The organism is Frankia gtarii (assembly GCF_025403375.1).
Lineage (GTDB): Bacteria > Actinomycetota > Actinomycetes > Frankiales > Frankiaceae > Frankia > Frankia gtarii.
The window spans coordinates 1-10,862 of the sequence record NZ_JAMPTM010000224.1; the positions used below are offsets into that span (position 1 = coordinate 1).

At 69.7% G+C, this 10,862-nt stretch carries 11 protein-coding genes; 1 reads left to right on the forward strand and 10 read right to left on the reverse strand.

From position 1 onward, the window contains the following. The 10 genes from NBZ83_RS24560 to NBZ83_RS24605 all read right to left on the reverse strand — a co-directional run. A partial coding sequence (locus tag NBZ83_RS24560; protein ID WP_261575884.1) for a DegT/DnrJ/EryC1/StrS family aminotransferase occupies positions 1-1,083 on the reverse strand: 1,083 nt, incomplete at its 3' end. A 17-nt stretch (positions 1,084-1,100) separates the two neighbouring features. Beyond that, a complete protein-coding gene (locus NBZ83_RS24565; RefSeq protein WP_055752546.1) occupies positions 1,101-1,490 on the reverse strand; it encodes a cupin domain-containing protein in 390 nt (129 codons plus the stop codon). Then, on the reverse strand, positions 1,481-2,434 hold the full coding sequence (locus NBZ83_RS24570) for a phosphotransferase family protein (RefSeq protein WP_256790330.1): 954 nt from the start codon (positions 2,432-2,434) through the stop codon (positions 1,481-1,483). The genes NBZ83_RS24565 and NBZ83_RS24570 overlap by 10 nt, the downstream gene beginning before the upstream one ends. Then, positions 2,431-3,405, reverse strand: a complete 975-nt coding sequence (locus tag NBZ83_RS24575; RefSeq protein WP_256790328.1) for a Gfo/Idh/MocA family protein — start codon at positions 3,403-3,405, stop codon at positions 2,431-2,433. Before NBZ83_RS24575 ends, NBZ83_RS24570 begins: the two co-directional genes overlap by 4 nt. Beyond that, positions 3,402-4,010 (reverse strand): AAA family ATPase, encoded by a 609-nt coding sequence (locus NBZ83_RS24580; RefSeq protein ID WP_256790326.1) that lies wholly within the window; start codon positions 4,008-4,010, stop codon positions 3,402-3,404. The genes NBZ83_RS24575 and NBZ83_RS24580 overlap by 4 nt, the downstream gene beginning before the upstream one ends. Then, positions 4,007-5,506 (reverse strand): hypothetical protein, encoded by a 1,500-nt coding sequence (locus NBZ83_RS24585; RefSeq protein WP_256790324.1) that lies wholly within the window; start codon positions 5,504-5,506, stop codon positions 4,007-4,009. Before NBZ83_RS24585 ends, NBZ83_RS24580 begins: the two co-directional genes overlap by 4 nt. Next, positions 5,496-6,365, reverse strand: coding sequence for a glycosyltransferase family 8 protein (locus tag NBZ83_RS24590; RefSeq protein ID WP_256790323.1), 870 nt, complete (start codon positions 6,363-6,365; stop codon positions 5,496-5,498). Before NBZ83_RS24590 ends, NBZ83_RS24585 begins: the two co-directional genes overlap by 11 nt. Next, a complete protein-coding gene (locus tag NBZ83_RS24595) occupies positions 6,362-6,574 on the reverse strand; it encodes a hypothetical protein (RefSeq protein WP_256790320.1) in 213 nt (70 codons plus the stop codon). Before NBZ83_RS24595 ends, NBZ83_RS24590 begins: the two co-directional genes overlap by 4 nt. Further along, a complete protein-coding gene (locus NBZ83_RS24600; protein WP_256790315.1) occupies positions 6,571-8,232 on the reverse strand; it encodes an adenosylhomocysteinase in 1,662 nt (553 codons plus the stop codon). Before NBZ83_RS24600 ends, NBZ83_RS24595 begins: the two co-directional genes overlap by 4 nt. A 56-nt stretch (positions 8,233-8,288) precedes the next feature. Further along, positions 8,289-9,518 (reverse strand): helix-turn-helix domain-containing protein, encoded by a 1,230-nt coding sequence (locus NBZ83_RS24605; protein WP_256790314.1) that lies wholly within the window; start codon positions 9,516-9,518, stop codon positions 8,289-8,291. Between the two features lie 435 nt (positions 9,519-9,953). Between NBZ83_RS24605 and NBZ83_RS24610 the strand changes: the two genes are divergently transcribed. Next, positions 9,954-10,862 (forward strand): helix-turn-helix domain-containing protein (locus NBZ83_RS24610; RefSeq protein ID WP_438803335.1); only part of this gene is annotated, 909 nt, incomplete at its 3' end.

The following is a 10,862-nucleotide window of genomic DNA, read 5'->3' on the forward strand; positions in this document are numbered from 1 at the left end:
GGTCTGGTTGCGGAACTGCTGGTAGCGGGGAAAGTCCGCCGGGTGGGGTGGGGTCCATCGGCCGCGCAGGTGGGGCCAGTACGCCGCGATCAGGTCGGGGCGTTGGAGCAGCGGAGTCGACAGCCAGTCGGGGTAGAGCGCCCGGACGGGCACGCCGACGTTTTTGCAGGCGCTGAGCAGGGCGGCGGGGTCGGTGATCGGAGTGAGCAGGGTGAACGGCGCCCCGTACCAGCCGCGTACCGAATCCTCCGGCGCGCTGACAGGCTGGAGCGGTAGGTCGCGGTCCTCGATGAGCTGGGTGAGGTAGCTCAGGTTGGCGGCGCAGGTAGCCATCCGGTCGGACAGGGTACGGACCTGCTCGGTGGCGATCACTGCGGCCAGGGCGGGGATGCGGTACTTGTAGGAGGCTGCTGCCGGGGCCAGCGCCAGCAGGTCGGGGTCGGCGAGTTCGGCGGCGAGTCGGGTGGGATGGTGCCCGACCGTCATCGCGCGCTCGTAGAGAGTGCGGCTGTTGGTGGTCAGGACGCCGCCTTCGCCCCCGGAGACCGCCTTGGATTCCTGAAGGCTGAAGCAGCCGGCGTTCCCCCAAGACCCGACCGGGCGTTTCCGGTAGCGGGCGCCGTGGGCGTGGGAGCAGTCCTCCACGACCGGGTCGGGCAGGTGGGTGAACTGCTCCATGGGCGCGGGGATGCCGAAGGCGTGCGTGACCAGGACCGCCGAGTGCTGCCCGGTGTTGAGCTGGGCGGGGTCGAGATTGGGCGAGTCCGGGGCGAGGTCGGTGAAGACGGGGTGGCTTCCTGCGTGGAACGCGGCGGTGATCGCCGAGATCCACGTCATCGGTGACATCGCCACTCCGGCGTCGGGGTGGACGCCGACCGCATGCAGCGCTGCGTGCAGCGATGCGGTGCCGGAATTGAACGACAGCGCGTGGTCGGTGCCGGTCAACGCGCGGAAGGCGTCTTCCAACGAGGTGCAGGCGGGACCCCGGCCGATTTCCGACAGCGACCCCGACCGCAGGAGCGCGGTGACCGCAGTGATCTCGGCATCGCCGTACTTGCGGCGGCGGGGGAAGGGCAAGGTCACCCTCGGCTGGGCGTCCCTCATGCGCTTGGGCGGTACGGGACGCGGTGCCCGGCGGCATCGGCGGGGATGCGGTGCAGGTGCAGGCCGCTGGCCCCGTCAGGCAGAGCCCATGACAGCCAGAACACGTACAGGTCCGCGTCGCCGGTGACGGCGAGCACGTCGTGCTCGATACCGGCCGCGGTGTAGAGGATGTCGCCGGGCTGGACGTCGTGGTCGGCGTCGCCGAGTCGGATGACGCCCGTGCCGGAGGCGACGAACCAGAACTCGTCGAAGTCGTGGTGGTGCCGGTCGAAGTGGCTGGTGCCGTCGGCGCGCAGCCGGAACCGTCCGGCGGAGTGCGCCAGACAACCGGCCGGGCGGTTGCCGGGCGTCCAACGTTGGGCGGATGCGGTGCGGATCAGGGCCATGAGGGAGCTCCTTGAGGCCGTAGGGCGGGGAGAACGGTCGGGGTCTCGGCAGTGATCGCTGACAGGTCGGCGGTGAGAACAGCGGCGAGAAGGGCCGCGGGTTGCTGCTGGCCGCGGGTGAGGTGGAACAGCAGCAGGGAGGTGGCGATGCGGGCACGGTGCACGGTCAGCGCCCAGGTGTCGTCGACGCTGATGCCGTCGGGGAAGTAGCCCTCGATCAGCGCCAGGCTCAGGTGCGGGTGTTCCTGCACGGTGAATCCGGCCAGGTCGGCGAGGGGATCCCCGCCGCGGACGCTTTCCAGGTCGATGAATCCGCTGGTCGTGGTGGTGTCGGGGTCGTAGAAGATGTGCCGGGCCGCACAGTCGCCCAGCAGCAGATGAGGGCCGGTGTCGCGGAGGCGCCACAGATGGCTGGTGATGATCTGACGGGCGGAGGCGGCGAGCCCGCCGCTGGGGTCGACGGGTAGCCGCCCAGCTGTCCGCGGGCGGAGCGAGTCCAGGAGTGATCGGTACGGCCCGCTGCCGGTCGGGGTGAGCCTGCCGTACCCGCCGACCGTGATGCCGTGCGCGCGGCGCAGGAGCCTTCCGGCGTGCTGGGCGGCGCGGAGCACCCACGCCGAGGGTGTGCCCGGGGCCGTGCCACCGAGGGGAAGGCCGGGACAACGGGTCTCGACACAGGCCGTGGAGTCGTGCCAGAGCACTTGGGGTGCCGGGATGCCCTGGGCGGCCAGGACTTGGGCAGCCCAGGCGGCGGTCGCGTACCTGGGCGGGGGCGCCAGCGCCACCTTGATGATCAGACGTTCGCCGCTGATGGCGCGGGCGGTGAAGACGGTGTTGTCGGCGCCGCCTGCGCCCGGTGTCAAGCCGGTCCGGTCCACAGCGACGCCCGCGGCGCGAATCCGGGCGGCGAGCCCCTCGGCCGGGGGGCGATCCGCCGAGTTCACGGCTGCACCTGCCGTACGTGGGCGGGGGCACCGGAGCGCGCCGAACGCAGGGCGGCGTCGAGCAGAGCGATGGAGCCGAGCCTGGTAGGGACGGCCGGGCCACCGTGGACAGCATCGATCATGGCGGTGATGCGTGGGCCGTGGCCGTCGACGGGGAGTTCGAGCTCGGTGCTGGCTGTCCCGGCGGGTCCCAGGGTCGTGATGGTCCGCTGGCCATCCCAGCGGCACCCGTCGCCGGTGGGCAGGTCGATCCTCCAGTGCCCGTCGGCGCTGGTCCGTTGCCCGATGCCGGCGAACCCGCCATGGAAGGTGAACACCGAGTCGTCGGCGAACCGTAAGTGCGCCGAGGCGGTGGAGCAGTGGCCGCCGGGCAGCGGCAGCGGTGTCTCGACGCAGGTCACGGAGACGGCCATGGCAGCAATCAGGTGCTGGATCTGGTCGAAGGCGTGCACCGCCAGGTCCTGGATGGCGGGATGGGGTAGCCGGGACCGGAATCCGGCCGCAGGAAGAGACACGAACATGTCCGTGCTGACCGTGTACGGGCCTGGGCTGAGCGTCCGGGCCGCCTGGCAGAAAGCCAGGAACCGCCTGTCGTCGCCGCGGTTGCTCATGACGGCCAACACACGGCCCTGCACGCGGGCCAGCTCCACCAGATTGACGGCGTCATCCAGGCTCAGCGTGAGCGGCTTTTCGGTGAAGACGTGCGCCCCGTGTTCCAGGGCCGTGCGCGTGCCGGCGGCGTGGATGTCGGCCGGAGTCAGGTTGACGACGATCTGCGGCCTGGTTGCCGTGAGCGCCGTTTCCAGGCTCGGGAAGACCGGAACATCGACCAGGCCGCCCCGTCGACCGAGACGGGATGCGGCGTTCACGTCGGGGTCGGCCAGCGCGGTGATGGTGATGCGAGGGTCAGCGGCCAGGTGGGTGACCCACCGCTTCGCGATCAGCCCGCACCCGAGGACGAGGGTGTTCACCGCGCACCTTCCAAATACGGGGTGAGCAGCCTGATTGCCTGGTCGAGTACCTGACCGGCGGCGGGAGCTGCATTGACGGGCAGGCAGGTCGGGGTGAGCGGATCGGCGAAGTGGGTGTGGAACCCGCGGGTGAAGTCCGCGTCGAAGTACAGCGACGGCATCCCGACCCGGGCGCGGGCACGCGCCGCTACCACCTGATGATCGGCCTGCAGGAGCAGGGTCACCGCAGGCAGTACCGCCAGACCTCGGTCCACCTGGCGGCAGACCAGCGCTCGGGCCGTGGCGTTGGCATCCAGCCCTTGCATGAGGCCGACCGCACGCACGTGAGCCAGTAGCGTGTCGACCGTCCGGTCGAGGATCACATGGGAGCCGCCGTCGGCGGCCGTCTGGGCGCGACGCTGCCGGAGTTCCTCGATGTCCAGGTGGACAGCCAGCAGCGCGAGCTGGTCGGTTTCGTCACGGACCGGTCGGGCCGACAGCGCGGACGGGTCCGGCGCGGCTTGGTAGTAGCAGGACACGACGCTGGTGTTGCCGAGGCGGGCGGCCAAGGCGAGCGCGAGCGTGGTCTTGCCCGTGCACGACACCCCTTCGATACCGATGATCACGATCGTGTTCCCTTGTCGCGGTGGGCTTTCGGAGCGGGCGTGGTAGTGGCGTGCTGACGGCCGAGCAGGGCGTCGGCGACCGCCAGCCAGGGGCCGACGCTGCGCAGCAGGTAGGCGGCCAGCAGCTCGACGCAGTCCCGCCCGACCGTGCCCGCCGACGTGTGTTCTGAGCGGGTCTCGGCGGTCAGGACGGCCGGAACCACGGCCGTGAGGACAAGTCCGGCCCCTGCGGTCGCCTGCAGCGCCCGGCCGGACCTGGGCGCGGCGGCGGTGACGAGGGCCACCCCCGTGACCGGGCCGGCACCCAGCCAGGCGGCTGCCCGGTAGGTGGCGATCCCGGCGAGCAGGTACCGGTGGCGACGGGTCCCGTCACCGGTGCGCGCCGCCGCACGCAGGATCGTCGGGTAGTCGAGGTAGGAGCCGAACCACCGGCGGCCCTGGGAGATGATCTCTGTGACGCAGGCCGGCGATGGAACGGTCGTTGTTCGGGGGACGCTCGCCGTGGGGATGCCGCGCAGGGTGAGGGGCACCCCGGTGGGCACGTCGTCCAGCACGCTGCTCTCGCAGAGTCCGCCGATCTCGGCGAGGATGTCTCCTCGAACGAACAGGCCATGGCCGACGGGCTGTGCCAATCCCGCCCGAAGCAGAGCCGCTGGACGACGGCTGAGGGTGCCGGCGTGGTAGCGGCGGGCGTAGGGGATCTCGCGGCGCAACGTCCACACCGATTGGAGCGTCGCCGACCCACGCACCAGCCCCCGGGCAAACCCACGGCCAGCGGCCTGCGGTGCGGCGTGCAGGGCGTGCTGCTGGACAACGGACGGTCTGCCCCGCCGCGAGGAGAGCAACGCGTACACCACGGTCAGGTCCTCGACGGTGGGCCTGGAGTCGATGTCGTAGACCGCGAGGTATCCGCCGGGCGGCAACCCGCGGGCGGCGTAGTTCACCTGAGCCGCTTTGCGGCCAAGCCCGGGATAGGTGACGTGGCGGACTCTCTTGTGGGGCGCGTCGGTGAGAAGCTGACCGATCACCTCCCGGGTCAGGGGTGTTCGGGCGAGGACCGTGGCAGCGATCTCGACGGGCAGGTTGCCGCCCGTGGATGCCCGCCGGGCGGCTCGTAACGCCGCGAGTTCCTCCACCGAGAGCTGCGGGAATTCCGCCGCTCGCAATCGGCTACTGCGACTGACCGCGCGGGCGATCAGGTCCCGTTCGTGTTCCTCACGCGCGGTGGACACCATCGTCAATGACATGCCGGGAAAGGCCGGCAGGATCGTCTTCCACCAGGCCAGCGCCGTGCCGACATGCGCCTGTTCGCGTAGCACTGGAACGATGACATGCACTTCAGGCCACCGCGCTCCTGCGGACGGCTCGAACGGATGGGAGCCTGCGTCACGAAGCCAGGTGTGGGTGCGGGCCAACTGCCAGGCTCCCACGGTGTGCCGGGCCGTGAGGCTCACCGCGCAGGTCCAGGCAACGGCTCGCAGGGCGTCAGCGGCCATCGGATTCGGCCTCCTCCACGGCCCGCAGGAACTGACGGTAGAGATCCCCAGGCCGTCCCGGCGGGTAGCCTTCGCGCCACGGTTTGGCCGGCCCGGCGAAATGCAGGATGGAGGCATCCGGTTCGTCGGCCAGCAGCATCGCCAACGGCGCGTAGGGCTCTGCGTCGTCGTGGCGGTAGGTGGGCTGGGCGGCCAGCGGCGAGAGAGCGAAGGTGTTCCAGCGGCGGTCCAGCCGACACCACTGATCGTCGACGGCGACGTTCAACGCGTCCTGGTCCCACAGCCGCGCCTGTTCGGGGTGGTCGGCCAGGAAGCCGCGAGCGCGGGAGAACACCTCCTGGCGTTCGCATGCAGGCAGGTCCAGCAGCATGACGCCGGAGTTGAAGTAGTCACGGCCGGCCGGCAACCCCAGCTCCGCCCAGCCGGGCAAGGCGATCCCGGCCCCGATGACCGGGTTCTGCGGGTCGCGGACCGCACCGATCGCGGCACCCTCCAGAGAGGCGAGCAGCAACGGACGCAGATCCGCCAGCACCAGCGTGTCGACATCCAGGTAGAGAACCCTGCCGCGGTAGCCGAGCGTGTCGCCGATCGCCAGCCGTAGATAGACCGCCGCTGACACCCAGCCCGACACTGGCCCGGCCGCCGACGGAACGACCTGGTGAAAAGCGATGTTCACCGACAAGCGGTCGGCGTGCCATCGCACCCGCTCCCGGCTAGCGGCTGCCAGCTCGTCATGCAGTACCAGCACCTGCACGTCGGAATGGGCGCCGGTTGCGTTCAGCGACTCCATCAGTACACACAGCGGTCGGGCGTACCGGTCGTCTAGGCAACACACGATCGGCGTGAGCGGGTTGCTCACCGCGCCACCCCCGCCGTGGTAGTCATCCGGTCACGCTTCCGCCCCACGGGCCGGGCCAGCCCGCCGCGCAGATCCATCCGCCCTGCCCGGCCCCGCACGGAGGCCGGGCGGGTGGCGACATCCAGGTGGTGCCGGCGCGGATCGCCGGCGGGCAGGTTGACGGCAGCGCGATCCGGAACGTGGACTCCGTAGAGATCGAGGCCGGTCACAGATGCCTCCCAGGACGTGGGCCGAACATGTCCACCCATGCGGCGGCGATAGACGCACGTTGCGCCGGGGCCACCTCATAGAAGCCGGGCAGGTGCGGCTGTTCGGCCAGCAGCGCGGCGGCCACGGTCATTTCAGCCTTGACGAGGTGGATCGCCGATCCCATCGCCGAGGTGTGCAAGAAGTTCACGGCGTTGCCGTTGCCGAGCAGGAAGAACGACCGTCCGTTCTGGGAACGGATGCGGGAGACGCCAGGGAGAATGCTGCTACGGAGGTAGCCGCTACCGGGCTCAAGCAGGCCGCCCAGGTCGAATTCGTCGTCACGGGACGTGGCCCCCGCCAGGAACGCACCTTCCTTCAACAGCGGAAGATGCTTGGCCGAAAGAGCCCGGTTACCGGTCGCGGAAAAAACCAGATCGGAGCAGGCGAGCGCCTCGGTCAGATCCGCCGACGCGTACCCGACCGACAGTGCCTGTGCCTGGCGAACCGGGTCGGTGTCCAACACGAGGACCCGCACATGCCGGGAATGCAACGCGGCAGCGATCCCGGCACCGATTTTCCCATACCCCAGCACGCATGCCTGACGGCCTTGCATCACCTCGCCCAGATGACGCAACAGCGTCTCCACGGAGAACACGATCGCCTGACCCACGAGCCGGTCCTCGGGTTCCTTCAGTGGACTGCGGGCCACGCTGAAGACCGGGCACGGCAACTCCGGCAACGCTTCATACCGACGCTGCCCGTTCTCGGTGTCTTCGACCACCCCAGCGACCTGTCCCGGCAACCGCACACACAGCTCCTGCAGCGCAGGCGCGAAGTAGCCACCGATGTCAACCAGCACCACACGGCGACCCTCGGCACGACTCCGGATGTAGCCGACGAGCCAATCCGGGTCGGCGAAGCGGACGCGGTCGAGCTCGTCGCACCGGTAAACCCGTGCAGTCTCCTCCAAGACGAACTCGTTGGCTGACTTCGGTTTGGGTAAAACGGCGGCAATCCTGGTGGTGTGGCCGAGAGCGGACAAGAATTCCATCTGCCCTGGCAAGAGATGTGTGATGACCAAAGACGCCGCGGATGTGACCGGCAGCGTGGACGCCAGCCAGGCGAAAAAGGCCGCGGGCGCCGACGCAGCCGAGGCCGCGCTCGCACAGTTTTCGCCGATTTCCCGCAGGTCCTCCAAAAACGCTGCCACATGCGGAAGATCGTCCGGCGGCTCGTCGGTGTCCGCGAGTATGTCGGCTGCCGTCCAGCCCTGCCGGGAGGCCGCCTGGTCGCGGATCTGGGCGATCAATCGCCACGCCTGGTCCTCAGCGAGGATCAGCGGGCAGTTCTGCTCGCTACCATCTTCGTGGTGGACCCGGATCTTGAGCGCCCAGTGTCGGCCCGGACGATCATGGACCGGGCCTTCCAGCGCGGTGGCGTGGGTCACGGGTGAGGGGACGGGCTGCAGAGTCGACGCGTCAGCAGCCGCCGACCACTCTGTGCCACCGCCAATCGGCCGCAGATGGTAGGTGAGCCAGTCGGAACCCTCCTCGCCGGGCACGCCCACGATCACGCCAACCCGGCCACGCTGTGCGGTGTCGAGGGCCAGATCCCCCAGCCGAGGCCAGGACCGCAGCGTGACGTCCGCCGCCCCCGGCCCGCCGTGCGATGTGGTCATGCCGGGGACGGTAGGGCTCCCGCCGAACCCGAATATGAGTCAGGGGAATATGCGGGTCATCCGTCCAGGTGAAACCGGTCAGATATGCGCCGCAGCCTCTCCCGGGTGACGGCGCGTTCCGCGTAGACGAGGGAACGCAGGGTGGATCGCGCCATCGGATGGTTGCGAACCAGCTGCGGGGCAAGCCGCTCCGCCCACTCCAACTCGGTCAACGCCCGGTCCCGGTCGCCGTCCCACAACCAGGCCCGTGCCAGGTCAAGATGATGGTGGCCCTGTCGGGAGTTGGGCAGGGCAGCAATCACAGCCGGGTCCGTACGGGCGTCGAGCGCCAGCGCGCGAGTCTGATCCCCCATCTCCAATGCCACCGACACGGCGTGCACCGCGACGTTCCCGCTGGAGAACGTTAGCGAATGCCGGTCATAGACCTGCGGACCGGTTTCGGCGTCGACCCGATCAGCAGCGGACCGAGCAAACGCGATCCGGTCGATCGCCTGCTCGGGATTGCCAGCTCGGGCAGCCGAGACCGCGGCCCGAAGGTGCAGAGACCCCCAGGCCCGCACGGCGAGCTGGTCACCGCGATCGTGGGCCGGTTCCAGACCCACCAGGGCCTTGTCCAGCAATGCGAGGGAATCGGCCCAGTCGGCGGTCGCCCACATGTCCCACGCCCGCATCCAGTCGGCGACAGCGGGCAGCACCGGATCGGCCGACAGCCCCGCGGCCCACGCCGCTCGGTCGCATGCCATCGCCACAAGCTCGGGGTGTCCCAGCGAGTGGGCCGCCGTGTGGCCGAACTTGCACATCACCCCGTAGAGCGCGAAACCCTCCTCGCGCTCTCGTCCGGTCGACACCTCCGCCAGTGCACTGGCCTCCCGTAGCAAGTCCGGCAGGGTCCGCAAGATCGCGACGTTCGCTGCGGCGTCCCGCAGTCGGTGGAGCCGGGTCATCTCACCCCACAACACCCGTGACGGACGGGGCGTCCCATCGAACACCGGCGCCAGGTCGTAGCGCCGCAGCTCCCGCACAATCGAGGACGCGGCAGCCTGCCACTGGTTCTCCGCCGGGGAGCTCGTGTAAGGGCGTCTAATTAGGTCGTTGGGGTGGATATGCAACTCAGCCGCGAGCTTGTTCAACAGACCGACCCGATCCAGTTCGATCAAGCCACGCTCCATCTTGGAGACCCAGCCCTGGCTACGCTTCAGAGCTGCAGCAAGATCAGCTTGGGTCATCCCCAACCGAAGCCGGGCACGCTTGGCGCGACGGCCGATCTCCTCCGCTTCTTCCAACATCAACACACCCCCAGCTCCGCCCGATCACGTCCGATGCTGACACCCTCACGCCCTACGCGGCACTCCACAACCACCAGCAACCTTTTTCGCAAGACTGATCAATCGCAGTGTGTCGTATCTGGCGGGACGTAGTACCACCGCGCCGGTAGGCGCTATCCGACGAGGTGCGGGGAGCTCATTCCCGTTTGCATGGTGTCCGCGGGATCAAGGGGCAGGTCACCTGCTGTCCCGGTGCGACGACGGCACGCCTAACCCCGCGAGGTTCGGCGGAGTAGGAAGGCGGCGATGGAGTGGGTGACGGTCCCGTTACGGTGGAAGTGATCCGTGCCGGTGCGGTGCGGTACGGCCGTCCGGCGCGGCACCGGGCATGGAACGGAGGTGGGGTGCGTGGTGAAGGTGAGCCTGCGGGTGGAGCAGAACGAGCTGCGTGCGCGGATGCGGGCGGTCGGGATGACGCACGAGGAAGCCGCGGTCGAGTTCGCCCGCCGCTACCGGCTGCGCCCCCGGGCGGCGTTTCGTCATGCGTTCGGGTGGACGTTGCAGGAGGCCGCCAACCAGATCAACGCCCATGCCAGCCGTACCGGCGTTGATCCAGATGGCATGCCGGTGATGAGCGGCCCGCGGTTGAGTGAGGTGGAGAACTGGCCGTTTCCCGATCGGCGCCGGCCGACTCCGCAGGTCCTCGCGCTGCTCGCTGCCGTGTACGGCACCGATGTTCATCGCCTTCTGGACCTTGAGGATCGGGAGCGGCTCAGCCCGCAGGACCGGCTGCTACTCAACCGCATGCGGTGGGACACCGCGGATTCCGACCGTCAGGCCCATGGGAATGCGGGCGCGCGAGGTGTACCGGGGCAGCGTGGGGTGGATCGGGTCGGCCCGGTGGCCTATGACCTGTTCCGTCGCGAGCAGGACGACGGCGGTGTGGCGCGGCCCGTGGCTGCCGGCGGTGGGTTTCTCGACGGTGACGAGGAGGAGCGGCTGCGCCGTGCGGTGTCCCGGCCGAGCCGAGTGGATGGTCGGGTGGTGGCGTCGTTGGCGGCGATCCTGGCCCAGCAGCGGGCAACTGAGGACCTGATCGGCTCGGCCCGGCTGCTGGTCCCGGTCGTGGCGCAGCTCGGCGAGGTGGAGCGGCTGATCGGCGAGGCGTCGGGGCGGGTGCGGGGGCCGCTGGTGGAGATCGGCGCGCAGTGGGCCGAGTTCGCCGGCTGGCTGCACATCTCCACCGGCCGCTGGCCGGCGGCACGTGGCTGGCTGGACCGGGCCGCGGAGTGGGCGTGGGAGGCGGACGAGGTCACCCTGCACGCGACCACGATCAGCTTCAAGGGACATCTCGCGTTCCACCTC

What these genes read in the sequence shown, in the direction of transcription:
- NBZ83_RS24565 (WP_055752546.1), bottom strand. Translation starts at nt 1,490, where the DNA reads ATGGCCCTGATCCGCACCGCATCCGCCCAACGTTGGACGCCCGGCAAC.
- NBZ83_RS24585 (WP_256790324.1), bottom strand. Translation starts at nt 5,506, where the DNA reads ATGGCCGCTGACGCCCTGCGAGCCGTTGCCTGGACCTGCGCGGTGAGC.
- NBZ83_RS24600 (WP_256790315.1), bottom strand. Translation starts at nt 8,232, where the DNA reads ATGACCACATCGCACGGCGGGCCGGGGGCGGCGGACGTCACGCTGCGG.
- NBZ83_RS24605 (WP_256790314.1), bottom strand. Translation starts at nt 9,518, where the DNA reads ATGTTGGAAGAAGCGGAGGAGATCGGCCGTCGCGCCAAGCGTGCCCGG.